Below are 26,272 nucleotides of genomic sequence, written 5' to 3'. Positions count from 1 at the left end.
TTCTGCATCGTCAGCCCCTCAAGCATCACCAGCACTCCCGAAGCCGATCCGCATACCAGGCGAAATGCATGTAATTGCGATGTAAACGCCCTCTTAGAGACTGTGTCTGAACCCGCCGCCTTCTAGGCAAGGTCGTGTACGGGCGTTTGAAGACGGCTGCCGAGACGCATCCTTCTGCCATTGCGGCGAGCGTTGGCAGGAGGTGGTGGGGGATGGCCAGGTCGTCCAGAGGACAGAGGGTCCTGCCCGGACACCCCATACGCGAGGAGATACCCCCCGGGCCGCGCCGCGTCGGACGGTCATGGGCGACGGGCCTCGCCGTAGTTTGCGGCAGCGTGGTGCTGGTCGCCTTTGTCACCGTGGTAGCGCCTCGCTTACTGCTGAGCTGGGATGCTCCCTCGACGCCCGCCGCAGACCGGGCGAAGGCGGTCAACGACATCCGCACCACGCTGCTGCAGGGACTGGCAGGCGTAGCCCTGCTGATCGGTGCGTACTTCACTTGGCGGCAGCTGGATGTCAGTCGCCAAGGGCAGATCACCCAGCGCTTCACGGCAGCCGTGGAGCAACTGGGCAGCACCAGCCCGGAAGTACGGATCGGCGCGGTCTTCGCCCTCGAACGCATCGCCTATGACTCGCCGGACGATCGCGGGCCGATCGCGGAGGTGCTGTGCTCCTTCGTGAAGCGCAACGGACTGGTGGTTCCCCTCGGCGAGCGGCCGGTTCCCCGTGACGAGGGACACAAAGGCGAACTGGCCCGTACCCACGGCGGGGAAGAACCGCTGTCCGTGCGGTCCCCCGACCGGCAGGCGGCGATGACGGTGCTCGGCCGCCGGGCGCCGGCGCCGCGCCATCAGGAACTGCGCTTGGACCGGATCGACCTTCGGCGGGCGCGGCTGGCCTTCGCCAACCTGGCCGACGCCGACCGGCACTACTGCGACCTCTCCGACGCAGGCCTGACCGGTGCGGATCTACGACGTGCGGATCTGACCGGCATCTGGCTGGCCGGCGCCGTGCTCATCAACGCCAACCTGCACCAGGCCGACCTGCGGACTGCGGTCTTGTGGCATGCCCGGCTCGATGGGGCGGACCTGCGCGCGACGGACCTGACCGGCGCCGATCTGACGGGTGCGGTAGTCAAAGGCGCGCGATTCGAACTGGCCGATCTGCGCGGCGCGGACCTGACGGGTACCGACCTGGCTACGGCCAGCCTGACAGGCGCAGCGGGTGACGCCACAACGATCTGGCCGGCAGGATTCGACGCCGCAGCCGCTGGCGTCGTCACGGCCCGGGACGACGCACCGCCGCTGCGCCCGCAGTCGTCCCACGACCTGCCGCGGTGAACAAGTTTCCTCGTTGCCCAGCAGTCTGATACTCAGGCTGCCTGGTGGAGGTGGACGGTGTGACGTCGCGCCGGGCGGCGGACTGGGTGACCCGGCGGGTGAGCCGCCGGGTCATCAGCGTGATCGCCGCCCACGTGATCAGTGATTCGCTCATCTCGGGAAGGCGTTCGTGATCCCTGCAATGCCGACGGGCCCTCATGACCCGGCGGTGTCAACTAGTGTCGTCAGTCTGAGCCCAAAGGCACGAAACACTCTGTGAGTGTCCGCCTAACTGGGCGACTGCAGGACACTTGTGCAGCCCACACGTCTGCTGGGGGACTACGTGATGCGAATCATGTGTGACAACTATGCGGCGTCCCCTTCCGGCACGGCAGATCCCGGAGCTCCTAGGCCATGAGCACACCACCGGCCCCCGCACCAGCCGCGCCTTCATGGCCTTAGCCATACCCCGAACTCCCGGGCCCACCGATCCTACGAATGACCGGCGTGGAGCCGCGCTAGAACGGTAGGACTTCCCAGAACAGGCACTCAGGAACTGGTCCCATTCGTCGGCCGTCGGCGTCCGGTATTCCTCGGCAGGTCGACCCGAGCTGTATCGACCCCTCGATCGCGGAGGCGGTGGAGCGGTAGACGAAGGTGATGCGTGAGCTCAGCCGCCGCGCCTTCCCTGAGCTGGAGGCAGACCCTGACGGCGGGCCGGCCCCGCTCGATGCTGTCCGTGCACAACGTCGCCGCGACTTCGAAGCCAGCAAGGCTCTTGCGCTGCGCCTCGCCCTCGTTCACGCCTATGCGGCGTCCGTCACCCGAGAGGGTTCGAGCAGTAGCGGTGGGCTCAACGCAGTGTTTGCCTGAGTTGACCAAGCGACCTTCATGGTGGGACCAGTACGCGTCTTGGGTGCCGATCCAGAAGCGTTGGCAGCGGAAGAAGGGTTACCTCCTCATGCCAAACAACGGACAGCAGTTCCGGGTCGAGATCGATGGAATCGACCTTCCTGACGAAGTGCTGCAGCGCGTCGACAACGCAGTCCGTAAGGCGGTGCTCGCAGAACTGGCCACCGTCAACCTAGGCGGCCAGACCGTCGACCTCCTCAGCGAGGGACTGACCGTGGACCGGATCCGTGAAGGAGGCCATCTCCAAGGCTTCCGCGTGCGGCAGGCGCAGCTGTAGATGTGCCTCTCGGACCCTCGCGGCGCCGACCCGGCACAGACTTGTGGAATCGGCCCACAAGGCACGCTGTGCCCCAGCTCCACGTGCCACGAAGGAGCGGTGGCCATCGCATTGCTGGGATCAAACGGGCGCCTGGGATACCTGCGACCCGCGATCCCTGTCGATGACCAGTTCATCGATGCCTGCGAAGGACACGGTGACCCGGAGTCGCGCTTTCGATTCGCCGACGCCTGCGTACAGGAATCCTGCGAGCACTGGACCGGTCGGCACTGTTCTCTCATCGGCCGTTTGATCAACGCCAGGCCCGATACCGTGCCAGAGGAGAGCAGGGGACTGCTGCCTCGGTGCGCCATTCGCTCAGACTGCAGATGGTTCGCTCAAGAGGGGGCCCAGGCCTGCTCAGTCTGCCCGATCGTCGTCTACCGACCTACACCGACCGAAAGCCCTGAGCCCCACGCCTGACCCCACGCCCTTAGCGTCGCGCCCCGTTTGCCCCGGTGATGCGACATTCGGCAGTCGAAGACGCCAGCCTCGTGCCACCGGCCACATCCGACGCCAGCAGGTCCCGTCCGGAGCCGAATCCCAGCTCCAGCGCCAGCAGTTGCCACCTGATGTTGTAGAGCAGAGCACGTACAAGATGCCCTGCAGGCACAGCCTCATCCACCGCCGCACGATGCGGTGGCGCACGGCTGCGATCGGCTATGTACGTGCGTGTGGGAGTCGTCTTGCTTCAACGTCAGTTGAGCCTTGGTCCACAAGCCATGCAAGAAGGTGCCCTTCTCGGTTGCGCGGGCGACAGGCGAGGCTAGAGTTGCGCGGGCGACAGGCGAGGCTAGAATGAATTTAAGCAAATGCAACCCGCTTCTTCGAGGTGAGCATGATGCCGACATTCAAACTGGGCGAACCAGTGGACGAATCGCAGTTGGAGAAGAAGCCTCCTCCGGTCGTCATTGAAGCTCAGCCCGACTCGTTCATCCGCCTGGAGACTCCCGAGGAAGTACAGGCATGGGAAGTTGCCGTGCGGCAGACCACGGGTTTGGACTTTACAGGCAATGACATGAGTGTCGTCCGTACCGAGGGTTGCTCCAACGGCTGCTCCGACAAGTCCGACGTCTGTCGCCCCGAGTAGTGATTCTCACCGTCACATTGCAGGATGACCTACACGCTCTCGCTGTCCGAAATGCAGCACGAAGGCGCGGGTACGATGATTTCCGAATCATCGAATGCGACCAGCTCAGCGGACGACCCAGCCTCTCCTGGAATTCACACGCGGACTCTCCGGTCACACTGCTCGACTCAGACGGGAACAGGGTACACCTAGAGGACGTTTCGCTGCTGTGGTGGCGGCGAGTGAGGGCTCCCCAGAAAGCCGCGGAGAATATAGCGAAGACAGTTGAGCGCAGCCTCATCAACAACGACTGCCGCGGCGCACTCACCGGAATCCTCACCTCGTCGTTTCACGGAGAGTGGGTGTCCCACCCTGAAGCAACGGATCGCGCTTCAGACAAATTGCCACAGACCCTGATCGCCAAAGAGGCCGGGTTTCGGGTGCCGAAAACGCTCGTGACGCAGTCGCGTGACGAAGTTGTTCATTTTCTGCACCAAGTCGGACGTGTGATCGTGAAACCGGTAGTCGGGGCTTCAGGGCCGTTGATGTTCACTCAGTATATCGACGACCCCGCCTCTTTTCCTGCCGAATCGTTCGAAGCCTGCCCCGCGATTTACCAAGAGTACATCGAAGGCGATGAACATATCAGACTGAACTGCTTCGGCGACCGCATGTATGCGGCGCTCCTCAAGACCGACAAACTTGACTGGCGCGCCGACCTTACCATTCCAATCTCCACATGGCCCGTCCCGGACGAAATGGGAGAGAAGGTCATAACGGTATTGCGAAGGCTCGGCCTGCGGATGGGCATCATAGATATCAAATTGACCCCGAGCGGGGAGCCGGTCTGGCTTGAGGTGAACCCACAAGGTCAGTTTCTTTTCTTGGAGCCGATTCTGAAAATTCCACTGGCCGATTACTTTCTAGACTTCCTGCTCTCTGAGAAATCATCAGATTTGACAAGTCTGCGGTAGCAGATGAGGGGTGCAGGCATGCTGGTGCGGGAGCGACTGCCAGGTGGATGCGCCGCCGGACGGGGTGGAAGCGCGGAAGCATCGGCCAGGCAGTGGAGGTTCGCGTGGCGGCGCGGGGAGAGCCGGGCCACGCCCTTGTCCAAGACGTTGTGCTGCGCGTCGGCGGGCAGCGCCCGCCGCGCGGCCACGCAGTTCCTGCCTAGGGGAACCGGCCGCGAGATAGTGGCACCACTCCGGGCCGTGGGTGGCGGTACCCCCCGGATGGAGGCGCCCGAAGTGAAACACCACGAGACTTGGACCCGCCCTGCCTTCACCTGATCCGCAGCTCACGGGGTCGGTCGGTCACCATATGCGGCTGGTGACGCAGCTCTTACCGACACCCAACAAGGAGTCCTTCGCCGAGATCGCGAACGAACTCGCCTGGTCGATCGCCGTCAGCCTCGACCGGAGAGACGCCCCGCAGATCCTTGCCGACCGGCTCGCCCGGCGCCTGGCCGACCAGCTGCGCCTCCGTGGTCCAATCAAGGACCCGGTGGGCTGGCTGCAAGGGCCTGCCTCAACGGCAGGAGTACGGCGACCGGCTGTGCGACGACCGCATGCTGCTCGACTCCGCCGGGACTGCCCGCGGTGCGAAGAGCGGCAGGCCGACCGTCGTGCCCAGCGCCGTGCGGTGACGGCCCCCGTCAGGACGCGATGTCGTACGCCTCGAGGCGGAACGCCGCGCGATGGTCGACCGGCAGCTGCACGAGGACGTGACCGCCCAGACGTGGGCCCGCGACTACCGCTGGGAGCAGGTCAGGGCCCGGCAGGCGGCAGCCATGGCCCGCGCCAAATGCGCGGCCGCCCCGCCCTCGTGGGAACCAGCGCGGCGAGAGCGCTGACGAACATGCGGCGGTCGTACGGGCAGCCGCTCCCTCGGCTAGCCCCGCGCCACAGTCGTTAAGGCCAGAACACAGAGAACCCCCGAACCCTGTTGGGCCGAGGGGGTTCAAGGCGAAGGAACTCGCAGATCGAAACAACCCTGACGTCGCCTGCCTGGCCGGCCTGCACCTGCTCCCGCGGGACGGGCAGCTGCACATGGTCTGCAACATGCGCGCGAATGATCTCGACTGCGGCCTGCTGTCCGACGTCTTCTCCTTCACGATGATCCAGGAGTACGCGGCCATCCAGCTCGGCCTCAAGCTCGGCACGTACACGCATTTCATCGGGTCTGCCCACGTCAACGACCGCAACGCCGAGCGCGTCAAGCGCGTCCTGGACGAGGCAGACTCCCGTCCCGCGGCCCCAGCTTTCTCGTTCCCGGCGATGCCGGAGAGCACCGAGGGGGCGACCATCGCGCACGTCCTGGTGCACGAAGAGGCGTTGCGCACGAACCAGATCCGCTACAACGCCGAACACGTCCGCGGCCTGGGCCTGGACCCGTACTGGGAGCAGGTGGTCATGCTGTTCGAGCTGTACCGGCAAATCCAGCACGACCAGACTGCGGCCGTCGACCCGGACCTCCTGGCCGCTCTCCATCCCGGCCTGCGCTGGCTCATGGAACGTAAGTGGTCGGCCTGCGCCGCCGCCCCGGACGGGAGCCTGCGATGAGCGGGAACGGGAAGCCGAGGAGCGGCGCCGTGGTGAAGGGCGTCGACTTCGACTGCCGGGCAGTCATCCTCTGCAAGCCGGACGCCGTCGCCCGAGGCCTGGTCCACCGGATCCTGGGGATGATCTCCGACGCGGGCATTGCTGTCTCGGACCGCATGGACCTGGTGGCCCAACCGTGGCAGGCGCACGTCGCCTACCGGGATCTGCTCGCTGATACCGGCCGCCGAGACATGCGCGACCTGCCCGCCTACATCGACGCCGCGTATGAGGGCCAGACAGTCACCGTCGCCCTGGCGCACGGTGAACCCGGCGTCCATGCCCGGCTCCGGCAGCTCATCGGCCACACCGACCCGACCTTGGCGGTGCCCGGCACGATCCGCAGCGAACTCGGCGAGGACAGCATCGCCGCCGCGCGCGCGGAGAAGCGCCTTGTCCGCAACCTGGTTCACACCTCGGACGATCCGGCCGGAGCCCGCCGGGAGTACGGCACCTGGTACGGGCCCGGCTGCAAGCTGCGGGTCTCCGACTTCGACCGCTGCTCCGTGATCCTGTGCAAGCCGGATGCCGTGCAACGCGGCCTGGTGGACGCCGTACTCGAGCGGATCGCCGCCGCTGGCGTCACCGTTGCCAGCCGCCTCGACGTCACCGTGCAGCCGTGGCAGGCCCACGTGCACTACTGGGATCTCCTGGTGGACGCCGACTGGTTCCCCGACCGGAACATCCCCCGGTGCCTGGACGACGCGTATGCGGGCAAGCCGGTGACCGTGGCCCTCGCGTACGGGGAGCCCGGCATTCACGCCCTACTGCGCCAGTTGATCGGGCACTTCGACCCGACCCGGGCCGCGGCCGGCACGATCCGCGGCGACTTCGGCAACGACAGCCTTGAGGCTGCGCTCGCCGAGAAGCGCCTCGTGCACAACCTCGTCCATACCTCGGACGACCCGGACGCCGCTCGCCGTGACTTCGGCACCTGGTTCGGCGCCGCCCGCCGCGAACTGCTCACCTCCCCAACCGGCGTACCGCTCCAGCCCGTCCACGCCGACCACTGACCACCCCGGCCCCGGAGGATCCCATGACCGCTCCCGCCGTACCTCGCCGTCTGCTCCCGCTCCTGACCGCCGAGCAGATCGGCGAGTTGAAGCCCGAGCTCGCCGACGTGATCGAGTACCGCAAGTCAGGCCTCTCGGTGAACCACATCGTCGGCTGTCCGCTGGAGTGTGGCTACTGCGTCCGCCACGTCTTCGACAACTTCGCCATGAAGACGCCGAAGCGACTGATGACCGATGAGGCCGCGGTCGCCGCGCTCGTCGGCCACCGGTACTTCCGGCTCCACAAGACGCCCATCCAGTTGTTCAACCGGGCCACTGACCCGATGCTGCCCGTGGTCAAGCCGCATCTCTTCGCCGTACTGCGGATGCTCGACGAGAAGGGGCTGACGAACCACGTCCTGGTCATCACTCGGTGGCGGGTGAGCGCCGAGGACTGCGCCGTACTCAACTCCTTCCAGAACTTGCGGCTGACAGTCCTGGTCACTCACTCGGGCATCGACAACCCGGCCATCGAGCCGGTGAACTCCTCCATCGCGGCGGACAGCCTGCGCATGTTGTTCGAGCACGCGGAGCGGTACAAGACCCTGCTGTACTGGCGGCCGATCGTGCCGGGCCTCAACGACTCCGACGAGCACATCGAGCGAGCCCGCGAGCTGTCCCTCCACGCGCATGCCACCGTGTTCACCGGTCTGTTCTTCCGGGATCAGATGGCGGCGTACTACGAAGAGCACGGCCTGCCGATGCCGTACGACTCCACGGCCCGGCGGAAGATCATGCCGGAGCATGCCGAGCGTCGGATCCTGGACGCCTTTGATGCGGCGCGAGTGACCGGGGCCGCGCCGTGGGGGACCTTGTTCCGCAAGACGAGCTGCGGGGTTGCCTACCCCCACGGGGAGGCCGACTACAACGGCCATTACGGCATCCGGGAGCTGTGCGACATCTGCCCGCCCGAACAGATCGCACTGTGCGCAGGGGCGTGGGTCAAACCCGAGCTGGAAGAGGTCACCCGCGAAGCGCGAGGCCTCGCGCGATCGGCGCCGTTGAGATCAACGACCGTGCCATCGTCGTCGAGGGACTGGACGAGCCACCCCGCTACTACCTACAGCACGGGTTCGGCTACCAGTGCCACGACCGAGCCAAGCCCCACCACTACCGCCAGCACGGCCGAGCCCCCATCGGCTGGGAGGCGGAGAACGGACCCGACACCCAATGATCTTCCGCACCTGGCCCGCACTGCTCGTTGTCGACGTCGAAGGCAACGGCACCACCCCGCCCGACCTCGTTGAGGTAGCCGCCCTGCCCATCCGGGACGGCCGCCCCGACAAGACCACCGCGAAGGCGTGGCTGACGCGCCCCAACCGCCCCGTCACCTCCTTCGCGACCCGGGTACACGGCCTTTCCAACGACGACTTGGCCGACAAGCCGGCATGGGTAGAGATCGCGGGCCAGGTGCACGCCTTCATGAGCTCGGCGTGGATCTGCGCGCACAACGCGCACACCGACTACCGCGTCCTGAGCGCACACCTGCCGACCTGGGCACCCGCCGGGGTGCTGGACACCCTTCGGCTCGCCAAGGCCACGTTCCCTGACCTGAGCAAGTACAGCCTGGACGCCCTCATCGAGCACGTGCAGCCGGACCTGAGCGAGGCCCCCGCACAGCGGCACCGGGCCACGTTCGACGCCTTCGCCACGGCGCAGCTCCTCATCGCCATGGCCTCCCGATACGAGACCTGGGACCAGCTGGTCGCTGCGGCTGTGCCGCCCGGCCTGCCCGGTGCCCCTGAACCAGAAAAGGACCCGACTCTGTGGTGACCTCCTCCCAGCCCATCCGGATCGGCGTGCTCGGCACGCACTCCACCGGCAAGACGACGCTCCTGAAGCGCATCGAGATGGAGCTACGCGGCCATGGCCTCACCGTGGCGCGCACCGGTCGGCTCGGCAAGCGGGCTGCGGAGGCCGGCCTGCCCAAGATGCAGAACCACACCGCTGAGTCCACCGAGTGGATCATCGCGCAGGGCGCCGCCGACGAGATCGCCGCGCTCACCCTGGGCGCGGAAGTCGTCCTTATCGACCGGGCTTCGTACGACGCCCTCGCCTACTGGCACGCCGCGCTGGAGTTCCGCGGGGAGACCGCGCCCCGCCTTGAGCGCGAACGCCTGCTAGCGCTCGCCGCCACGCAACTGCCGAAGTACAACCTGCTGTTCGCGACCGTGCTCGACGAGGAAGTGGACGTCGACACCAGCCACGACTACGACCGGGACTGCTGCAGGGTTGGGTGACACCTGATCTGGCTCGCTGAGAGGCGGGCTGGAAGGATGTCGAAATGCCCAAGCCGTATCCGAAGGAGTTCCGCGAGGACGTCGTGCGGGTCGCACGAAGCCGCGAGCCCGGCGTCACCCTGGAACAGATCGCCGCCGATTTCGGCGTTCACCCGGCCTCGTTGACGAAGTGGATCCGACGCGCGGAGGCCGAGGAACGCGGCGAGCCGGCCCCGGGCGGCGGTCTGGGCCCTGCCAGGAGTGAGTCGGCCGAACTGGCCGAGGCCCGCAAGCGAATCCGGCTGCTGGAGCAGGAGAACGAGGTGCTCAGGCGGGCTGCTGCGGCCTACCTGTCGCAGGCGAACCTCCCCGCAAAATGATGTACCCGCTCGTCCGCGAGCTGGCCGCTCCCGGTGCCCCTTATCGGGTGCCGGTGGCGGTGACGTGCCGGGTGCTCGGGCTGGCCCGCCAGCCCTACTACCGGTGGCTGAACACCCCGGTCACCGACGCCGACTTGGCCCATGCATACCGGGCCAACGCCCTGTTCGACGCCCACCGCGACGACCCGGAGTTCGGCCACCGCTTCCTTGCCGACGAGGCCCGCGCCGCGGGCGAGGCGATGGCCGAGCGGACCGCCTGGCGGATCTGCCGGGACAACCGCTGGTGGAGCATCTTCGGCAAGCGGGCAGGCCGCGGCAAGATCGCCAAGGCCGGGCCGCCGGTCCACGACGACAAGGTGCGGCGGAACTTCAGCGCCGACGCACCGAACCGGCTCTGACTGACCGACATCACCGAGCACTCCACCCGCGAGGGCAAGGTCTACTTGTGTGCGGTCAAGGACGTGTTCTCGGGCCGGATCGTGGGCTACTCCATCGACGCGCGGATGAAGTCCCGCCTCGCGGTGACGGCCCTTCAGTCTGCGGTCGCCCGCCGTGGCCAGGTAGCCGGGTGCATTGTGCATTCGGATCGCGGCTCGCAATTCCGGTCCCGGAAATTCGTGTCCGCTCTCGCCCGCAACGACCTGGTCGGCTCGATGGGCCGGGTTGGCGCGGCCGGCGACAACGCGGCCATGGAGAGCTTCTTCGCGCTGCTGCAGAAGAACGTCCTGGACCGCCAAGTCTGGGCCACCCGCCAGGAGTTGCGGATCGCGATCGTGACCTGGATCGAACGCACCTACCACCGTAGACGGCGGCAGAGACGCCTGGCCAGATTGACCCCTGTCGAGTACGAGACCATCATGACCCCACCCGCAGCCCTGGCTGCATAAACCCCGCTGTCACCTGATCAAGCAGCAGTCCCACCCTCGCTACCGGAAGCTCGTCGACCAGCACGTGCACCGCCTCCTGGCCGATGACGGGATTACCCACCAGCGAGTGACCAGCGACCCCGACAGCCATGCTCACGCCGTCGACCTCGCCGTTCGGCGCTGCCTGAAGGAGGCGCTGGTATGACTCCTCCCGCAGGCACCATCACCATCGCGGGCAAGAACGTCTCCCGGCTCGGCTTTGGGACCATGCGTCTTACAGGCCCCGGCACGTGGGGTCACCCCGACGACTTCGAGACTGCGGTCTCTGTACTACGCCAAGCCGTCCACACCTACGGCATCACGCATATCGACACAGCAGACGCCTACGGCCCGCACACAGCCGAACTCCTTGTCCGCCACGCCTTGTATCCGTACCCGGATGACCTGCTCATCGCCACGAAGGTAGGCATGGTGCGCCCCGCGCCCGACGTCTGGGCTCCACACGGCCATCCGGTCTACCTCCGAGCAATCGTCAAGACCTGTGGATTGATGCTTGATCAGGGGATCGGGTTGGTGCCACGCAGGATGTCCCCGGGCTTGAAATGGAGATCGTCCGATCCTGGGCCGGTGAGGACGAGACGGGCGCCGTGAGGCGGGTCCACCTCGTGGACTGGCACCTGGGGGTAGCGGCGGATCTCCGTCAGTACCAGGTCGACGGCTTGTCCGTCCGGGCTGGTGCAGCGGAAGCGCGCGCCCAGCCGCGTGGTCGCCAGGCATCGCACGATGACAGTCAGGAGATCGGTGCCAGTGGTGTCCACCTGCACGACCTGGACCTCGGGGCTGGGTGCTTCCAATGGAGTCATCGTCACGCCGCCATGATCTCAGTGCGTTCGACGAGCTGGCCGCGTTCGAAGCGGGCCCCGGCGCGGACGAGCGCGACGAGGTGGGGTGCGTTCACGGCTCGCCAGCGGGCCTGGGCAGACTCGACGAGCTTGAAGACCATCGCCAGGGCAGCGGCTCGGGAGCCGGCCCCCTTGGTGACCTTCGTCCGCAGTCGGACGGTCGCGAAGGTCGACTCAATGGGGTTGGTGGTGCGTAGGTGGATCCAGTGCTCGGCGGGGAAGTCGTAGAACGCCAGCAGCTCGTCCTCGTCGTCGACGATCTTCTTGACGGCCTTGGGGAACTTCGTGCCGTACTGCTTGGCGAACGCCTTGACCGCGGCGGCCGTGTGCTCCTTGTCTTCGGCGTTGTAGATGTCCTGGATGGCCTTCTTCGCCGCGGGCTGTGCCGACTTCGGGAGGCTGTCGAGGCAGTTGGCCGTCTTGTGAACCCAGCATCTTTGGTGGCGGGTTTCGGGAAAGACCTCGTTGATCGCGTTCCAGAAGCCGAGGGCGCCGTCGCCGACAGCGAGGACGGGAGCGCGCATCCCGCGTCGCTGGCAGTCCCGCAGCAGACTCGCCCAGGACTCCGATGATTCCCGGTAGCCGTCCGCCATCGCGATCAGCTCCTTCGTGCCGTCCGCCCGAACGCCCATCACGACCAGGACGGCAGCCTTCGCCTCTTCGAGGCGTATGCGCAGGTGGATGCCGTCGGCCCAGATATAGATGTAGTCGGTGGCGGACAGGTCACGCTCGCCGAACGCCTTGTGGTCGCCCTGCCACTGCTGCGTGAGGCGAGTCACCGTGGCCGGGGACAGGCCGGCCGAGGAGCCGAGGAACTGCTCGAGCGCGGGCACGAAGTCCCCGGAGGACAGGCCGTGCAAATAGAGCAGTGGCAGGACTTCGCTGATCTTCGGCGACTTCCGCGCCCAGGGCGGCAGGATCGCCGAGGAGAACCGTTTGCGCTCGCCCGTCTCCTCATCGACGCGCTTGTCGTTCACCCTCGGCGCTTTCACGTCGACCGTCCCGGCCGCGGTGGTCACCGAGCGGGGCTGGTGATAGCCGTTGCGGACCACCAGACGACGACCCATCTCATCCCGCTGATCCGCCAACTCGGCTATATAGGTGTTTACCTCGGCCTCCAGGGCGGCGGCCAGCATCCGCCTCGCACCCTCCCGGACGATCTCGTCGATGAGTGAGGAACCGTCGGCGGTGGTGCCGTCGGCATTGACTACGCTGAGCACGGGCGTGCCTTCCCGACCGGTGTTCGCAGCACCGGCCTACTCGATGACCATCAATCGATCACTCGGGAAGGTACGCCCTTCGCGTTCAACCCGAGGCCGATCCACAGGTCTTGAGCATTGCTCTGAACGGGATGCGGTCGACCCAAGGCGCCCAGACCCAAAGCGTGACGCCAGCTGCGACGGCCACGATGCCGCCGACAGCAGCCCATATCGGTCTGCGTCGCTACCGCGCCCGCGCCAGGAATGCGGGTCAGGAGATCTCCTGAGAGGGCTGCGTCTGGAGCCCGTCGTCTGACAGGGCTTCGCGTGCGGTTTCGGCAAACCTCTCCAGGAGCCGTCTCGACTCCTTCACCGCTTCCCGGCGGTCACCATCCCTCAACACACCCGCACTCGTTCCAAGCTCGGCAAACTCCTCTAGGCGACCGATGAGGTAGTCGCGGAATTCCTGAGCGGGTCGAGCTACCAGAGCCGGCCCTTCCACGACCACGCGGGATCGGAGTCTGTCCAAGGTTTTCAGTTCGTCTCCATGAGCGAGGAGCCGACCAATGTCGTCGATGACAAATAGGCGATGTATGTCGAGGATGTCGTGGGTCGGTGAGTCGTCGTCGGCTGGTCTCCAGCGCCTCTCACCGTTCTCGTCGTACTCCCATTCCGGCTCTCCTTCCTCTTCCTCGAAGCTGGCTCCGCTGAGAACTTCGCAAAGGAGGAGCCCCTGGTCGAGGAACGCCGAGTAGGCGCGCGCCCGAGGCTCACGCATCTGTAGCAAGTGGTCCGCACGTACCTGGAGTCTGGCCGTCTCCGCTTGGGTGACGGCTTGTAGCTGTGCTTGCTTGCCGACGAACCAACCGGAGATGAAGGCAGCTGTGCCACTTCCTATAGCGCCTACGCCTGCCCCAAGAAGTGCCGCAAGTCCCGCGTCCATGAGTGAAGTGTGTTCGAAAGTTGTCGCCGTGTCAGCAGTTCAATGATCTTGTTACTTGACGGCTGCTCCCGAGATTGGGCACCGCCGACCGCCCTCTCTTGGCTAAGTCCCGGGCGGCCAAGCCTGGGGAGCCAGGTGAGCGGAGGCGGGGTTCTCAAGGATCCTCAACAATTTCCCTCTCCACTGCCAGCTCCGGGGCGGAGTCCGTTGGTTCGAGTCGGCCCCCTGGCAGCTCCCACTATTGCGTTCGTTCTGCAGCAGCAGCACGCGTCGACGGTTGTCCACAGCCACGCCCTTAATGGAGACGGGTCAGGTAGGGCGTGTAAGCCATCGCTCTCCTCGGATTACACGGATGGGCGGGGGTGCTGTGACAATCCCCGTGCACGCCGACGGCCCGCCTCCGACGAGAGGGACGCTGTTGGGGAGAGGGGACGGGCCGTCGTGCCGGCGGGTCAGGCCGCCGGGTTGAGTTCTTTGAGCATCACGGCGAAGTTCGGCGAATCGGGGAAGGGCTGCCGATGACCGATCTTCCGGTATCCCCAGGTCTCGTAGAGTGCCTGCACCTTGGGGTGGTCAGGGTCGACGAGGAGCACGGCCAGGGCTTCCGGCCGACTCTCAAGAAGCGCCGCGTGCAGTCGCTCAGCCGTGCCGGTCTTGCGCCACTTGGGCCGCACCATCAGCTCAGACACTGAGAACGTCGTGTCGTCCGCCGGCGGATCGCTCAGGTGCTCGCGCCACCACTCGCGGCCGTGCGTGCCCGGGGCGCCGTAGGCGAAGCCGACGGGCTCGTCACCCTCGTAACCGATGACGCACGCGAAGCCCGGGTTTCCTCCCCAGTGGTCGACGAACCAGGGAAACCGCTCGTCGAACTCGGTCATGTCGTCCGCGTAGGCGTCGGCGTGGACATCGAGGAGTTTTTGCCGGATGGCAGGTAGGTCGTCATGGCCGTAGTGACGCACTTCGACGGTTGCCGTGGTCACGGAGTGCTCCATTCGGTCCGGTAGCGGTCGGTCCACTCGTGCGCGATGCGCGGGGGTGCGACGGTGATCAACTCGCGGTGGAAGTCACCCAGGAGCTGGCGCGTGCGGCCGGGGAGCGGGTCACCGGCCATGATCTTGAAGACGTCGCCGGACGTGGCGCATGCCTGCTCGACATCGCGTTGATGGAGCTGTGCGAGGGCAAGGCGTGCGGTCGTGTGCGCGCGGTTGCGGCGGTAGGCCTTGGGGAGAGCCGACAGCGCACGGTAGGACGCCGCCTCCGCCTCTGCGGGATGCCCGACCACATCCCTCACGATCGCGGTGAGCGAGTGCAGTTCGGCGGGGCCGTAGAAAGCGATCCACGTCGGTACGGAGGCTGCCAGGTCAGCCCTCTCCAAGGCATCTTCCGCGCGCCCGAGGGAGCGCAGGGCCATGCGGTGATCCCCCGCGTGGGCGAGACCGATAGCGGTCCGGGCGTGGGCGAGCGAGGCATGCAGCGGGCTGCGGCGGGCGATGGTCGTACCCTGTGCGGCCTGCGCGGCGGCGACGGCTTCGCCGAACTCGTTGCGCTGCCGGGCGAGCATGGCCCGCAGGTTCCAGACCTGCATGGTCATGTCGGGGTCCTGGGACATCCCTGCAAGGGTCAGCGCGCGGTCGAGGTGCTTGCCGGCGGCGTCGAGGTGTCCGGCGTCGATCAGGGACCAAGAGGCGGTTGCGGTGAAGTCCGATGCGACGGCGAACAGACGTTGGCGTACGCGTTGAGTGGTGGACCGGCGTTGGAGTCCGAGGGCCTCGTCGGCACCGGCAAGGGCGGCGCGTTCGAGGGCGGCGTGTCCGCCGCGTTTGGCGTCGAGCTGAACGAGGTTTTCGACGTGATCGCGGAGCCGTATCACGTCGGCGGTCCCGACATGCTTCGGGCGTGATGACGCTGCGGTGACGAAAGGTACGGCGACGGCGGCGGCTGTGCCGGTGGCCGCGCCGAAGAACCGGCGGCGGTGCACTGAGGGGTCCTCCGGTGAGGGCGCTGGGACGGTCTTGCGTTTCCCCCGACGCACGAACCCTAGGGCCGTGATGGCCAGCCCCGTGACGGCCTCCAAAGCTCGGCGCTGGCGTTCCTGGGGCCATCGGTTCTCACCCGACAGCCACCGGAACACGGTGCGTTCCGCTGTGTCGCCGGGCTTGCCGGTGAGCTCGCTGATGGCGTCGTTGACGGCATCGGCCAGTTCGCGGGCCGACATGTCGTGATCGCTCATCCAGGCGGCTAAGACATCGTTTCTGGACTCCGCCATGAGGTCACGGTAGGCGGTACGGACTGTCACGGACAGTAAAGAGAGAGTCAATTCGTCAGTCCTGGCGTGAGCCGCCCAGTCAACTTCGTCATACACGGCGGAGGGTGACGGTGGGTTAGCTATTGCATACGGCCCGCCCGCTCCTCGTTCCCCCGCGAGGAGCGGGCGGGGCACCGAACCCGACCGCGAGCGCGAGGCAGAGACCCATGACGACGCGCAGCACGACCCCCACATCACGGACTGGCCCGCTCGTGGACGCCCCCGCGATCCACCTCGACAAGCTGACCCACCGTCAGCGGCAGGGCAAATCCTGCTGCTGGTGTGCCGGAACGGCCGACAGCCAGTTCCCCGTCCGCTTGGTGGCTGGAGTCGACCTGTACTCATGCGTCCCGTGCGCGGGCATGTACGGCGTCCCGGCAGCAGAGCAGGAGACTCGCTGTGGCGGCTGACTACATGCCGGTTGACAGCGCGACGATCCGGGAGGCGTTCCACGCGGCGCTGTGGGACGTGCGCCCGAGGTCGGGTGCGGAGGCGGAACGGCTCGTACTGCAACTGGAAGGGCACGTGCGATTGCTCGCCCCTGAGGTGGCGGCGCGTGTGCTTGCTATGGACGAGTCCATGAGTGCCACGGGGCTGCTCGTGCTGAGACACGCTGACGATGCGCTTGATCCCGCGGCGCCGTCAGCAGACCGGCAGACGCGGCTGCATGATCTCGGCGTCGTAGCGCGGGCGCTGCAGGCGCTCATCGAGATGACAGACGCCCCCGAGGCGAATGACGACTCTGAGGCGGATCGCGAATCCGAGGTGGCCGATCCGACCGGCTGGCTCATCGTCATCGGCCCCCGATAGCCCCGGCGGGGCCCGTGTTTCCCATCGCTCCCCGCCGGGCCCCGCCGGCCCACCACACCTCCACAAGGACGAGACCGATGCCCTACACAGACACCCTGACCCGCGAGCCTCGGCAACCGTACGGCCCTCCCGTGGCCGCCACCCCGTGGTGGAAGTCCGGCTTCGCGATGCGCTGGACCTTCCCGGTAACTGGCCTGCTGGGAGACGTGGCCTACGAGCGGGTGGCCGACACGTTCGCCGCGTGGGGGGTGTCTGCGCGGCTGGCCGATCTGCTCGGGGAACTGGTCGCCGACTACACCGAGGCGGTGTGCAAGGCCGCGCTGAGCCGGTACATGGCTGTGACCGCCATGCTCGAAGGCCGTCGGGCCACGGTCAGCGTGACCGCGGCCCACACCTTTGAACCAGCGCAAAGCGCCCACGTCCCCTACCGGGGTGAAACCTTCCTCGAATCCTCCTGGGGACGCGCGGACCTGGCCACCGGCCCATGCAGGTACGCCGCGGTCAAGTTGATCAACGTGCAGCCCCTGTAGACCCCCGCGGCGGGGTGCCTTTCAGTCCTCCCGCCGCCGGACGATTCCGCCCCGGTGCCGGACGCTACGGCCGCCACGCCACCCGGCCACCGGGGCGCACAACCCCCGCGCGGGAGGACTTCGGGCAAGACGCCGCGCGGGCTGGTCCCCTCCCTCGAGGTGGACGACCGGCCGCCCGCCCCAACCCCTTCTCCCCAGGGGCGGGCGGCCCCACAAGCCCCCGGCCGGGGCTGCCTCGTTGCTCCACACCGTCCCGGCCGGGTCTTTCTCCCGCTGATCGCCGAGGAGGCACCTTGACCGGCACCGCATTACCGCAGCCTGCGGACCTGTTCGCGCTCAGCACCGACCGGATACGCCGCGCCGCAGCTGACCTGTGGCCTGACGAGCCGCTGACGCTGGGCGATCACGTGCCGTCGGTCACTGGCTACGTACGCCGCGTCGGCGTCGGCGGCCGGGATCTGTTCGCAAAGGACTCCGTCCTTGGCCTGTCTCTCGTCTCTGTGCTGCACGGCCTGGCGGGAGATCGGGACAGGGTTCGTGCGACCCAGGCCGCATACGCCACCTCACCGGCCTCTTTGCTCGCGCGGGAAGCCGCACAGCTCCGCACCCTCGACGCGGCTGGAGTGCGGGTCGGCCACTGTGCCGGTTACGCGTCTGGGGTGCTGTTCACCGAGCCTGTCACCGGCCCGACTCTCGCCGACCTCATCACCAAAGAACCGGCCCGAACCCTCGACTTGCTCACCGCGGCCGTCACCGGCCTGGAAGGGCTTCAGCACCCGCGCGTGGTCTGCCAGGTCGACGCCGCGCCGATCCCGGAGCGCAGCATTGATGGCACGTTCCGTCGGAAGTTCAACGGCGTATCGGGCCGCATCTACATCGGGCGTCTCGGCCTTGACCGGCTCGACGAGCGCACCTGCCAGGGCGTCGCCGCCGTTGTCGGCACGGTCGTGGCCCGGCTGCTGAAACTCCGCCTCGCCCCGCCGATCGGCCCCACCGTGATCGTCTACGGGGACTTGAAACCGGAGCACGTCCTGTTCCCGGATGGGCCAGGCGAGGCCCCGGTGTTCATTGACCCCGGCCTGGCCCGCGGCCCCGCGCACCACGATGTCGCAAAGCTTGTCTCCCGCGCGTTCCTCATGCTGATCGCTGCCCCGCCCGTGGACGCCCCGGCGTCCGCCGTGGTGGACGGGATCGCCGCGTTCGTGGCCGACCAGACCCGCGCGTTGCGGGGCACCCTGCGGGGCCGGTGGCTGAGGCGTCTACTCGTGACGTGGCTCATGGACACGGTCAACATCCTGTCCACGTACCTCACCGCGCCGACCGAGCTGCCGTTGCCCGAGCACGCCCAAACCGTGTTCGACCAGGCAGAGGCCCTGTGCCCGGTCCTGGACCAAGTGAGCGCCCAACTTGTGGCCGCGACCGACCCGTATGCAGCTTGGCAACTCGCGCTGCGCGCCGTGACGAAGGCGGCTGCCCGGTGACCGGCCGCACGGTGGGCATCATCGGTGCCGGCGCGGTCGGTCAAACCGTCGCCGCGCTCCTCGTCGGCGAACCCTGGTGTGACCGGCTGCTGATCACCTCGCGCACGGCGGAGAGCGCCGTCGGGCTGGTCACCGATCTGGATGACATGGCCCATCTCGCTCACTCCGGTACCCGCGCACGCGCCTGCGCGAGCGTCGCCGAACTGGACCAGGCGGACGCGCTGGTGATGTGTCCCCGCGCCATGTTCACCAACTCCGCCACTCGCAACGTGCGGATGGCAGGACTCGTCGCGAACGCTCCCCTGATCGCCGACCTCGCCCGCGCCTTCACCGGCTACAGAGGGCCTGTGGTTATGGTCACCAACCCCGTGGACGTCCTCTCACGGCTCTTCGCCAGCGTCAGCGGCGCGGCCGTGTACGGCATCGGATCGGCGACCGATACAGCCCGCTATCGCGCCGCCCTCGCCGCTCATCACCATGTGCCCGTCGAAGCGGTGGACGGGTACGTGATCGGCGAGCACGGAGACTGCGCGGTCATCTGCGCCTCAACCACCACCATTCACGGTGCCCCGTGCACCGTGCCCCTGGACCTCGTGCGCGCCGAGCTGGCCGCCCGGCCGCGCCGGATCAACACCGGGATAGGCCGAACCCGCCACGGACCGGCCGCAGCTGTCCTCTCCACGCTGCGCAAACTCCTCGGCGTCCAGGACGGCACCGATGTTCTGTCCGTCAACCGCGCGGGCGTGTGGCTCGGAATCCGCTTGTACATCCAGGCGGGTCAGCCGACGGTTCAGCCCCCGGAGCTGGACGCGCACGAGACGGCGGACCTGCTTACGGCCCGCACCAAACTCGAAGCCGCTTACCAGACGATCAACCATCACGAGCAGCAAGGAGCTCCCGCGTGCCCCTGACCGCAACCCGCATCGCTGCCGACACGGCAACCGTCACGGTCGCCAGCCAGACCCCGGCCGTGGCCGACTGGTCGCGCCGCTACTTCGGCCCTTGGTGGAACGCCGAACTCACCGACGCCCCGAACCCCGGCGGCATCGCCGACGGCGAGGGTCTGGTCCTCGCCGACGTGGCCCCCGCCCGGGTCGACGACATCACCACCCTCGTCCGCGACTACGGCCACGAAGCCACCACCTACGCCAACGCACGCACCCTGGTTTCCCGTCAGGACGGGGTCACCTACGCAGTGCAGCCGGAGGAGCGGATCGGCTACCAGGCCAACGGCCGCCGCATGGTCATCGTCGGCGAACACCCCGAAGCAGTAGCGGTCGCCGGCGCCCGCCTCGCGCGCGAACTCGTGCGCGGGCAACTCCTTGCCGATGGGTGGACCGTGCTGCACGCCTCCGCTGCCACCCAGAATGGGGACGCAGTCCTGACCCTCGGCGACAAGGGCGCGGGCAAGACCACCACCTCCCTCCTCCTGGCGTTGGGCGGCTGGGGCCTGCTCGCCAATGACCGCGTCTTCGCCCGTCCCGAACCGGACGGCCGCGTGCGCGTGCTGCCGTGGCCGTCGGCCGCCGCGATCGGCCTCGGCCTCCTGGACGCGACCGGCCTGTACGACCAGGTACGAGACAAAGTCCGCGCCGGCGAACAGCTCCACCCCACCCAGCACCCGGACGTGACCGAAGCCCTCCACGACGGCCGCCGCGAACCACTCTGGAAGGACACCGGCAAGGAGCTGAAACCGCAGTTCTTCCCTGACCAGCTCTCCACCTGGCTCGGCCTAACCCTCTCCACCGGCGCGACGGCCGCCGGGCTCCTCTTCCCGTCCGTCAACCCGGAGGCGACCCCTGCCCAGGTGGAGAACGGCCGCGCCCTGACCGAGGCAGACGTCTTCACGTCGAAGACCGAGGATCGCTACCCGGACATCTTCGGCCTCACCCCCACCACCGCGACCGGCGCCCAGGAACTGACCGAGCATCTGGCCCGGCTGCCGCGCCGCTCCGTGATCCTCAGCCACGACATCGACGCGAACGCGGCACTTCTGGCCAAGACCGCCGAGGAGATCACTGCCACCCACTAGCCGCTACACCCCCGTACAACCCCTGCCGGGGCTAGCCCCGTTTCCCCTCTGGCCCCGGCAGGGCCCCGAGGAATTCGAGAAGGGAATTGACCCGTGACGATCGCTCCCGAGACGCCCACAACACGCGCCATCCCGACGTTCCTTGAGCTGGAGATCACCGGCAAGTGTCAACTCACCTGCCCGTCGCTCTGCTACGCCAAGGCCGGGCCCACGGAGGGGCACGGCAGCATGACCACCGACGACTGGCAGCGGCTCCTTAACGAGGCCGCCGAGCTCGGTGTGGAGAAGGTGCAGTTCATCGGCGGCGAGCCGACGATGCACCCGGACTTCGAGGCCCTGGTGCTCCGCGCTACGGCATTGGGGCTCGGCGCGCAGGTCTACAGCAATCTGTACCGCGTGAAGCACGAGCACTGGGAGCTGTTCGAGCACCCGAAGGTTTCTCTGGCGACGTCCTACTACAGCGATGTGGCCGAGGAGCACGAGCGGGTGACAGGCCGGAAGGGCTCCCATGCCGCGACCCGCGCGAACATCATCCAGGTGGTCAACCGGCGTATCCCGCTCCAGGTGGGCATCGTGGAGGTGTTCGAGGGGCAGCGCGTAGCGGAGGCCCGTGCCGACTTGGAGAGCATCGGCGTGCGCGTCATCAACACGGACCGCGTTCGCAGCGTCGGCCGGGCCGAGAGGCACCTGCCCAGCATCCGGGACCTGTGCGGCCGTTGTGCGAAGGGCCGGGCGGCCGTCATGCCCGACGGCACGGTCACCCCGTGCGTGCTGGGCCGGTTCCTCGACACAGGGAACGCGAAGACCGAAGGGCTCGCCGCGGTGTTTGCTGGGCAGCGGTGGGCGCAGACGGCGGCCAGCATTCCCCGGCGGCCCGTCCTGTCGGCCGGCTGTACCCCGGCGGACTCGAACGACTGTGACCCGGCGAACACCGAAGCCTGCGACCCTGCTTACTAGGGGACGGGAAGGACGACGAGCGATGAACTGGCTACCTCTGGCCGGGCGCCTGGCGCGTGAGGTCGTACGGCCGGAATCCCGCTGGCACTCCGCAGTGGCCGAAGTGCCGCGGCATGTGTTCGTCCCGCGCTGGTGGGAGCAGCCCGGCGGCGACGGGTGGGTGCTCAGGGACGGTCCGAGCGCCCCGGCTGCCTGGCTTGAGGCGGCCTACAGCAATCGGACGCTCGTGACCCGCGTCGATGCCTGCCATGCCGACAACGCCAGCCCCGGCGACACCGTCGCTGGCGTCCCGACCTCTTCGGCAACGCTGCCGGGCCTCGTGGTGCAGATGTACCGGCACGCGATGATCAGCGACGACAACGACGTCTTGGTCACCACGGGCACGGGCTACGGCACCGCCCTTGCCTGCGCCCGGCTTGGCAGCGGGCGCGTGACGAGCGTGGACGTCGACGAGGAGCTGGTGAAGCTCGCCGCGGACCGGCTCGCCGAGATCGGCGAGAGTCCTCGTCTCGAGGTCTGCGACATCACCGGGGACCTGCCGGGCGAGTACGACCGCATCGTGGCCACGGTGTCCGTACGTCCCGTGCCGGTCTCCTGGCTGCGCGGGCTGCGGCCGGGCGGCCGGCTGGTAACGACGTTGGCGGGGACGGGGCTGATCCTCACCGCTGACAAGTCGGAGGACGGGGGCGCCGAGGGCCGGATCGAGTGGGATCGGGCCGGGTTCATGCGCACCCGTCACGGCGCCAGCTATGGGCCGCCGGTAGCTCTCGGGCAAGAGGCTGCGGAGGGCGATGGGGAGGAGGTCACGACCAGCCGGTATCCGCTGCTTTACCCCCCGGACGCGTGGGACGTCATGTCGATGCTGGAGCTGTCCTTTCCCGGCATCGACTACCGGCTCGGGCAGGACGGCGATGAGCGTACGGTGTGGCTGCTGCACCCGGACGGGTCGTGGGCTCGTGCTACGGCCTCGGGGTTCCTCGACTCGCCGACGGTGCACCAGGCCGGGCCGCGACGACTGTGGAACGAGCTGGAGCGGATCCGGAACCGGCTTAACCGCGAGGGCGGGTTGCCGGTGTATGGGGCGCGGGCGCGGCTCGACCCGGACGGCACTCTCACGCTGTCGCGCGGCTCCTGGTCGTTGGCTGTGGGCTGACCGCCGCTCCGAACTGCGGCCCCGGTCGTCATTCTCCCTGTGCCAAGCGGCCGGGGCCTTCTGTGCATAAGGCAGCGGGCCCGGCCTCTGGGGGGGTGCCCCTATGACTTTGGTCAAGGGGCGATCGGGGTTGGTGGTTGGTAGAAGGCGCCGTCGCGGAGCATCGCGAAGAGCACGTCCGCTCGGCGTTGGGCGAGGCAGAGGATGGCCTGGGTGTGGTGTTTACCCTGGGCGTTTTTTTGTCGTAGTAGGTGCGCGAGGCCGGGTCGGCCAGCGCGGCGAACGCGGAGAGGAAGAGGGCCAGCTTGAGCTGCTTGTTTCCTCTCCGTGAGGGCTGTTCACCGCGGATGGACGACCTGGAGGTCCGGGGCGGCGGGGCGAGGCCGGCGTAGGCGGCGAGGTAGGCGGCGGACGGGAACGCGGTGCCGTCACCGACGTCGATGAGGATGCGGGCGCCGGTTCTGATGCCGATGCCGGGCATGGACATCAGCACCTTGGAAAGAGGGTGGGCCTCCAGCAGTTCCGCGATCCGGTGCGCCAGCAGCTTGCGCTGGTCGAGCACCGCCTGGAGCGAGGAGGCGAGGCTGGGGAAGATCAGTGAGGCCGCGTCCGTGCCCGGAACGAGGACGGTCTGTTCGTCCAGCGCGGTGAAGACGTCGTCGATCAGCCGCTCTGCCATGCGGGGTGCCTTCGGACGGATCAGGGTGATGAGCCGTCGGCGTCCGGCGTTGCGTATCTGGGCCGGTGAGCCGAACTGGTCGAGCAGTCTGAGCACGGCCGGGTGCTGCATGCGCGGGCCCAGGGTTGGAAGAATGCCTTGAGAGAGGTCGAGGCCTGTTTGTCGATGTTTACCCGGCTCAGCCGGCCGCCCGTAGCGGGCATCCGGTGCCAACGCGTGCGTCGAGCTCGGCCCGCAGGGTGGCAAGCTGCGCCATACGCGCATCGATAACCTTGATCTTCTCCTCGAACAGCGCGGACAACGCCTCGGCGGTGTCGGGCGCGTTCCGCAGTTCCTCGCCGGTCTGTGCGATCTCGGCCAGCGAGAAGCCGAGCGTCTGTGCGGTGCGGACGTACTGCAGCCAGGGCACTGCCTCCGGCGGGAAGTCGCGATAACCGTTGGCCAGACGCCGCCCCGTGACGAGACCGATCTTCTCGTAGAAACGGATGGTGTCCCTGGTCAGTCCCGCTTGCGCGGCCAGCTCCCCGATACGCACGGCTCTCCCTGAACTGCGGACTTGACCTTGGACAGTACTCCACTGTTTACCGTCGTGGCGTCCGTGCAGGAGACCAGCAGGAGCCTCTCCGTGATCCGTCTTTTCGCCCCTTCCCACCCCGCCTATCTTCGCGTCGTACGCACAAGTGCTTGGTACGACCTCGTGGTCACAGCCGGTTTCGCCACGCCGTGGACCTACGCCCTGGTGCACGACGCGCTGTCGAAGCTCGGTGACGCGCTCGGGCTGGGCGCCCTGCCTGCCCTCGACCCGATAGAGATCCTTTACGCGAATCTGATGGGTTCAGTGGTGGTCGTCTGGGCGCTGCTCCGGATCAGCAACCCGCTGCCAGTGCACGGACTGTTCGACGGCATCGCGCGCACGCTTTTCGCCGCGTGGCAGGCGTATGCGCTGGCACACGGTGCCCCGCGGTGGCTGTGGCTGTTCTTCGTTGCCGAGGTGGCGTTCGGCGTCGTCCAGCTTGTGCCGTGGTGGCGGGCTCGACGCACCGACCTTATGGACTCCTCTGCCGGACAACCGCTCGGCGAGGCGGGCCGGTAATACCCAGACGAGTCTCTTGGCCGAAAACCCATTCGCCAGCGGCCTCGTCACTCCACGAGGAGCAACTGCCGTGCCAGCGCACCAGGTCGGAAAAAGGCTCACTGTGCTGGCGGGGGCTCGTCAGGTGTGTTGGCTGCGTATGGGTTTGTGTGTCTCATCGTGGCCTCCTGTTTCCTGTGTTTGTGCAGCCTCATGGACAGGTGTGTGATCGCGGTTGCGTGTGCGGTGTGGGTAGAGGGTGTCGCTTTTGCGCTTCTGTGTGGTGGCGGGTGAGTGCTTGCCAGCGTCGCTCGAAGTCACCGGCCTGCTCGGCGATGTAGTCGGTGGTGAGGGGTCTGTTGTGCTGGGCGGTGATGCCGTGGTCTGCGCATTCTTGCGCTATGACATGGAGTGGGGGGTTGTTGTGTTTGATGCGCTGCTCGGCCCAGAGACGGTAGACGCGGAACGGCAGGAGGTAGCGGCGCAGGGTGGATGGGCTTACCGCCTTGCCGCCTCTGCCGTTCATGCCCTGGGCGGCGAGGTAGGCGGAGAGCTGATCGGCTTTGGGTTCCTCGCCGGTTTGAGTCTGGTATTCCGCCCAGGCGAGGTAGTAGCGGTCCACGGTGGTGAGGGTGGCGGGTTCCCCGGTTGTGCTGGAGCCGTCCGGCTCGGTGGTGTCGAGGGTTGCGCTTATGTGGGGGCTGCGCGTTTCTTTGGCGGCTTGCGCACCCGCGCCGGTGGGCACTTGCTCGGGATGGTCGCCCGCCGTGGGCAGGTCCGCATCGGCTGGCTGTTGGTGGGCGGGAGCGGGGGCTGGCTCCGCGCCTGGTCCTTCCGCTTTGCCGAGCTTGCGCTGGTGGAAGGTCAGGACGAGAGACTTCAGGTCGTCGCCGGTGAGGGGCTGGCCACCAGCCCCGGTGATTCGGTCACGCTCGTAGACGTACGCGGCGAGAGCGGCGGCCTCTGGGTACGTCCCGTGCTCCTGCGTGTACATGAGCCAGGCGTTGTAGAGGTAGTTGCTCCATCGTTCATGCGTGTCTTGTGCATGCTCGGGCTGGGCCTTGGCTGCGGTTTGAGATGAACGGTACTGGTGACTCGAGGGGGTCCGCCGCTGGTATTGGCTTCGTCGGGCGGGGCCCGGTCGTGAGCTGCGCAGGCTCGCCGGTTTGCTGGGGATCTTCCTGGAGTGCAGGGCTTTGCCGCGGCACTTCAGGCGGGGTCCGTTCGCCGGTGAACTGGATGGGCAGCTCGTGGACACCGGCAGCGGCCAAGCCGGCCCGGGCGGTCTCGGACAGGGGCACGCCGTAGCGGGCGAGCCGCAGGGGCATCAGCGACTCCACCGGGGCCTTGCGGCGCCACGCGCGGCCGAAGCGAGACCGCAGGCGGGCCTGATAGATGAGGCGCTCCTGCTCCAGCTTGATGACCTGCTCGTAGGAGCGGAGCTCCCACAGCTTCATGCGGCGCCACAGGAGGAAC

The 26,272-nt window shown here is 67.5% G+C and carries 26 protein-coding genes and 4 pseudogenes; 20 read left to right on the top strand and 10 right to left on the bottom strand.

Going from position 1 to position 26,272, the window contains the following annotated elements; translation table 11 throughout:
* The first annotated feature begins 335 nt into the window (after positions 1 to 335).
* On the top strand, positions 336 to 1,340 hold the full coding sequence (locus IF78_RS0140820; protein ID WP_051828622.1) for a pentapeptide repeat-containing protein: 1,005 nt from the start codon (positions 336 to 338) through the stop codon (positions 1,338 to 1,340).
* A 94-nt stretch (positions 1,341 to 1,434) separates the two neighbouring features.
* Here the strand turns inward: IF78_RS0140820 and IF78_RS49045 are convergent.
* Positions 1,435 to 1,542: pseudogene (locus IF78_RS49045) on the bottom strand (IS5-like element IS4811 family transposase); the annotation flags it as partial.
* Positions 1,543 to 2,235: 693 nt separating this feature from the next.
* On the opposite strand from IF78_RS49045, the gene IF78_RS0140810 reads away from it, so the two are divergent.
* The 11 genes and pseudogenes from IF78_RS0140810 (at position 2,236) to IF78_RS47155 (ending at position 11,384) form a co-directional block, all read left to right on the top strand.
* Positions 2,236 to 2,508: a hypothetical protein gene (locus tag IF78_RS0140810; protein ID WP_031487735.1), complete on the top strand. Its 273-nt coding sequence runs from the start codon at positions 2,236 to 2,238 to the stop codon at positions 2,506 to 2,508.
* An 877-nt stretch (positions 2,509 to 3,385) separates the two neighbouring features.
* Complete coding sequence (locus IF78_RS0140805) at positions 3,386 to 3,637, top strand: hypothetical protein (RefSeq protein ID WP_031498783.1); 252 nt, start codon at positions 3,386 to 3,388, stop codon at positions 3,635 to 3,637.
* Positions 3,637 to 4,590, top strand: coding sequence for an ATP-grasp domain-containing protein (locus IF78_RS0140800; protein WP_031487737.1), 954 nt, complete (start codon positions 3,637 to 3,639; stop codon positions 4,588 to 4,590). Before IF78_RS0140805 ends, IF78_RS0140800 begins: the two co-directional genes overlap by 1 nt.
* 725 nt (positions 4,591 to 5,315) lie before the next feature.
* The gene (locus IF78_RS48755) at positions 5,316 to 5,471 is read left to right on the top strand and encodes a hypothetical protein (RefSeq protein ID WP_158751677.1); all 156 of its coding nucleotides are present in this window, start codon (positions 5,316 to 5,318) and stop codon (positions 5,469 to 5,471) included.
* A 154-nt stretch (positions 5,472 to 5,625) separates the two neighbouring features.
* A complete protein-coding gene (locus IF78_RS0140790; RefSeq protein ID WP_342342081.1) occupies positions 5,626 to 6,180 on the top strand; it encodes a thymidylate synthase in 555 nt (184 codons plus the stop codon).
* Complete coding sequence (locus IF78_RS0140785; protein ID WP_031487739.1) at positions 6,177 to 7,229, top strand: nucleoside-diphosphate kinase; 1,053 nt, start codon at positions 6,177 to 6,179, stop codon at positions 7,227 to 7,229. The genes IF78_RS0140790 and IF78_RS0140785 overlap by 4 nt, the downstream gene beginning before the upstream one ends.
* A 23-nt stretch (positions 7,230 to 7,252) precedes the next feature.
* Positions 7,253 to 8,515, top strand: coding sequence for a radical SAM protein (locus tag IF78_RS44490; RefSeq protein ID WP_234439990.1), 1,263 nt, complete (start codon positions 7,253 to 7,255; stop codon positions 8,513 to 8,515).
* Positions 8,439 to 9,041 carry a 3'-5' exonuclease gene (locus IF78_RS0140775; protein ID WP_031487740.1) on the top strand — a complete coding sequence of 201 codons (603 nt, stop codon included), beginning with the start codon at positions 8,439 to 8,441 and terminating at the stop codon, positions 9,039 to 9,041. The genes IF78_RS44490 and IF78_RS0140775 overlap by 77 nt, the downstream gene beginning before the upstream one ends.
* Positions 9,038 to 9,508 (top strand): AAA family ATPase, encoded by a 471-nt coding sequence (locus tag IF78_RS0140770; RefSeq protein WP_234439991.1) that lies wholly within the window; start codon positions 9,038 to 9,040, stop codon positions 9,506 to 9,508. Before IF78_RS0140775 ends, IF78_RS0140770 begins: the two co-directional genes overlap by 4 nt.
* Positions 9,509 to 9,552: 44 nt before the next feature.
* Positions 9,553 to 10,754: pseudogene (locus IF78_RS48120) on the top strand (IS3 family transposase).
* A 180-nt stretch (positions 10,755 to 10,934) separates the two neighbouring features.
* Complete coding sequence (locus IF78_RS47155; protein WP_425314645.1) at positions 10,935 to 11,384, top strand: aldo/keto reductase; 450 nt, start codon at positions 10,935 to 10,937, stop codon at positions 11,382 to 11,384.
* On the opposite strand, the gene IF78_RS49040 is transcribed toward IF78_RS47155, so the two are convergent.
* The 5 genes from IF78_RS49040 to IF78_RS0140725 form a co-directional block, all read right to left on the bottom strand.
* Complete coding sequence (locus IF78_RS49040; protein WP_167348342.1) at positions 11,291 to 11,602, bottom strand: hypothetical protein; 312 nt, start codon at positions 11,600 to 11,602, stop codon at positions 11,291 to 11,293. The two genes, IF78_RS47155 and IF78_RS49040, sit on opposite strands and share 94 nt — an antisense overlap.
* Entirely contained in the window at positions 11,599 to 12,855 is a 1,257-nt protein-coding gene (locus IF78_RS0140740; protein WP_031487744.1) for an IS256 family transposase, read from the bottom strand. Before IF78_RS0140740 ends, IF78_RS49040 begins: the two co-directional genes overlap by 4 nt.
* 250 nt (positions 12,856 to 13,105) lie before the next feature.
* Complete coding sequence (locus IF78_RS0140735) at positions 13,106 to 13,777, bottom strand: hypothetical protein (protein ID WP_158751675.1); 672 nt, start codon at positions 13,775 to 13,777, stop codon at positions 13,106 to 13,108.
* 452 nt (positions 13,778 to 14,229) lie between these two features.
* On the bottom strand, positions 14,230 to 14,769 hold the full coding sequence (locus tag IF78_RS0140730; RefSeq protein WP_031487746.1) for a GNAT family N-acetyltransferase: 540 nt from the start codon (positions 14,767 to 14,769) through the stop codon (positions 14,230 to 14,232).
* Positions 14,754 to 16,043, bottom strand: a complete 1,290-nt coding sequence (locus IF78_RS0140725) for an NsdA family TPR-like regulatory protein (protein WP_031487747.1) — start codon at positions 16,041 to 16,043, stop codon at positions 14,754 to 14,756. The genes IF78_RS0140730 and IF78_RS0140725 overlap by 16 nt, the downstream gene beginning before the upstream one ends.
* 438 nt (positions 16,044 to 16,481) lie before the next feature.
* On the opposite strand from IF78_RS0140725, the gene IF78_RS0140720 reads away from it, so the two are divergent.
* The 7 genes from IF78_RS0140720 to IF78_RS0140690 all read left to right on the top strand — a co-directional run bounded on the left by IF78_RS0140720 (position 16,482) and on the right by IF78_RS0140690 (position 23,045).
* Entirely contained in the window at positions 16,482 to 16,892 is a 411-nt protein-coding gene (locus tag IF78_RS0140720) for a DUF6415 family natural product biosynthesis protein (protein WP_031487749.1), read from the top strand.
* Between the two features lie 131 nt (positions 16,893 to 17,023).
* On the top strand, positions 17,024 to 17,422 hold the full coding sequence (locus tag IF78_RS0140715) for a hypothetical protein (protein WP_158751673.1): 399 nt from the start codon (positions 17,024 to 17,026) through the stop codon (positions 17,420 to 17,422).
* Positions 17,423 to 17,715: 293 nt separating this feature from the next.
* Positions 17,716 to 18,903 carry a phosphotransferase gene (locus tag IF78_RS0140710; RefSeq protein WP_051828620.1) on the top strand — a complete coding sequence of 396 codons (1,188 nt, stop codon included), beginning with the start codon at positions 17,716 to 17,718 and terminating at the stop codon, positions 18,901 to 18,903.
* Positions 18,900 to 19,814: a lactate/malate family dehydrogenase gene (locus IF78_RS0140705; protein ID WP_031487752.1), complete on the top strand. Its 915-nt coding sequence runs from the start codon at positions 18,900 to 18,902 to the stop codon at positions 19,812 to 19,814. Before IF78_RS0140710 ends, IF78_RS0140705 begins: the two co-directional genes overlap by 4 nt.
* On the top strand, positions 19,805 to 20,935 hold the full coding sequence (locus IF78_RS0140700) for a hypothetical protein (RefSeq protein ID WP_031487753.1): 1,131 nt from the start codon (positions 19,805 to 19,807) through the stop codon (positions 20,933 to 20,935). The genes IF78_RS0140705 and IF78_RS0140700 overlap by 10 nt, the downstream gene beginning before the upstream one ends.
* A 93-nt stretch (positions 20,936 to 21,028) precedes the next feature.
* A complete protein-coding gene (locus tag IF78_RS0140695) occupies positions 21,029 to 21,892 on the top strand; it encodes a radical SAM/SPASM domain-containing protein (RefSeq protein WP_031487754.1) in 864 nt (287 codons plus the stop codon).
* A 22-nt stretch (positions 21,893 to 21,914) separates the two neighbouring features.
* Positions 21,915 to 23,045 (top strand): methyltransferase domain-containing protein, encoded by a 1,131-nt coding sequence (locus IF78_RS0140690; RefSeq protein ID WP_031487755.1) that lies wholly within the window; start codon positions 21,915 to 21,917, stop codon positions 23,043 to 23,045.
* 113 nt (positions 23,046 to 23,158) lie between these two features.
* Here the strand turns inward: IF78_RS0140690 and IF78_RS44480 are convergent.
* Positions 23,159 to 23,847 (bottom strand): annotated as a pseudogene (locus IF78_RS44480) (transposase); the annotation flags it as partial.
* Between the two features lie 55 nt (positions 23,848 to 23,902).
* On the bottom strand, positions 23,903 to 24,259 hold the full coding sequence (locus IF78_RS0140680) for a MerR family transcriptional regulator (protein ID WP_031487756.1): 357 nt from the start codon (positions 24,257 to 24,259) through the stop codon (positions 23,903 to 23,905).
* A 90-nt stretch (positions 24,260 to 24,349) separates the two neighbouring features.
* Between IF78_RS0140680 and IF78_RS0140675 the strand changes: the two genes are divergently transcribed.
* Positions 24,350 to 24,817: a hypothetical protein gene (locus IF78_RS0140675; protein WP_031487757.1), complete on the top strand. Its 468-nt coding sequence runs from the start codon at positions 24,350 to 24,352 to the stop codon at positions 24,815 to 24,817.
* A gap of 190 nt (positions 24,818 to 25,007) precedes the next feature.
* On the opposite strand, the gene IF78_RS0140670 is transcribed toward IF78_RS0140675, so the two are convergent.
* Together IF78_RS0140670 and IF78_RS50150 are read right to left on the bottom strand one after the other, a co-directional pair.
* On the bottom strand, positions 25,008 to 25,790 hold the full coding sequence (locus tag IF78_RS0140670; RefSeq protein WP_031498774.1) for a hypothetical protein: 783 nt from the start codon (positions 25,788 to 25,790) through the stop codon (positions 25,008 to 25,010).
* Between the two features lie 34 nt (positions 25,791 to 25,824).
* Positions 25,825 to 26,272, bottom strand: a pseudogene (locus IF78_RS50150) (DUF2637 domain-containing protein); the annotation flags it as partial.

The sequence above is a fragment of the Streptomyces bicolor genome, from assembly GCF_000719285.1.
GTDB classification, from domain to species: domain Bacteria; phylum Actinomycetota; class Actinomycetes; order Streptomycetales; family Streptomycetaceae; genus Streptomyces; species Streptomyces bicolor.
Note: the sequence above shows the minus strand (reverse complement) of the source record. Positions and strands in the feature narration are given on the sequence as shown.

Coding starts and splice junctions, on each gene's coding strand:
- IF78_RS0140805 (WP_031498783.1), top strand. CDS start 3,386: ATGATGCCGACATTCAAACTGGGCGAACCAGTGGACGAATCGCAGTTG.
- IF78_RS0140785 (WP_031487739.1), top strand. CDS start 6,177: ATGAGCGGGAACGGGAAGCCGAGGAGCGGCGCCGTGGTGAAGGGCGTC.
- IF78_RS0140670 (WP_031498774.1), bottom strand. CDS start 25,790: ATGTACACGCAGGAGCACGGGACGTACCCAGAGGCCGCCGCTCTCGCC.
- IF78_RS0140775 (WP_031487740.1), top strand. CDS start 8,439: ATGATCTTCCGCACCTGGCCCGCACTGCTCGTTGTCGACGTCGAAGGC.
- IF78_RS48755 (WP_158751677.1), top strand. CDS start 5,316: ATGGTCGACCGGCAGCTGCACGAGGACGTGACCGCCCAGACGTGGGCC.
- IF78_RS44490 (WP_234439990.1), top strand. CDS start 7,253: ATGACCGCTCCCGCCGTACCTCGCCGTCTGCTCCCGCTCCTGACCGCC.
- IF78_RS0140735 (WP_158751675.1), bottom strand. CDS start 13,777: ATGGACGCGGGACTTGCGGCACTTCTTGGGGCAGGCGTAGGCGCTATA.
- IF78_RS0140725 (WP_031487747.1), bottom strand. CDS start 16,043: ATGGCGGAGTCCAGAAACGATGTCTTAGCCGCCTGGATGAGCGATCAC.
- IF78_RS0140730 (WP_031487746.1), bottom strand. CDS start 14,769: ATGGAGCACTCCGTGACCACGGCAACCGTCGAAGTGCGTCACTACGGC.
- IF78_RS47155 (WP_425314645.1), top strand. CDS start 10,935: ATGACTCCTCCCGCAGGCACCATCACCATCGCGGGCAAGAACGTCTCC.
- IF78_RS0140690 (WP_031487755.1), top strand. CDS start 21,915: ATGAACTGGCTACCTCTGGCCGGGCGCCTGGCGCGTGAGGTCGTACGG.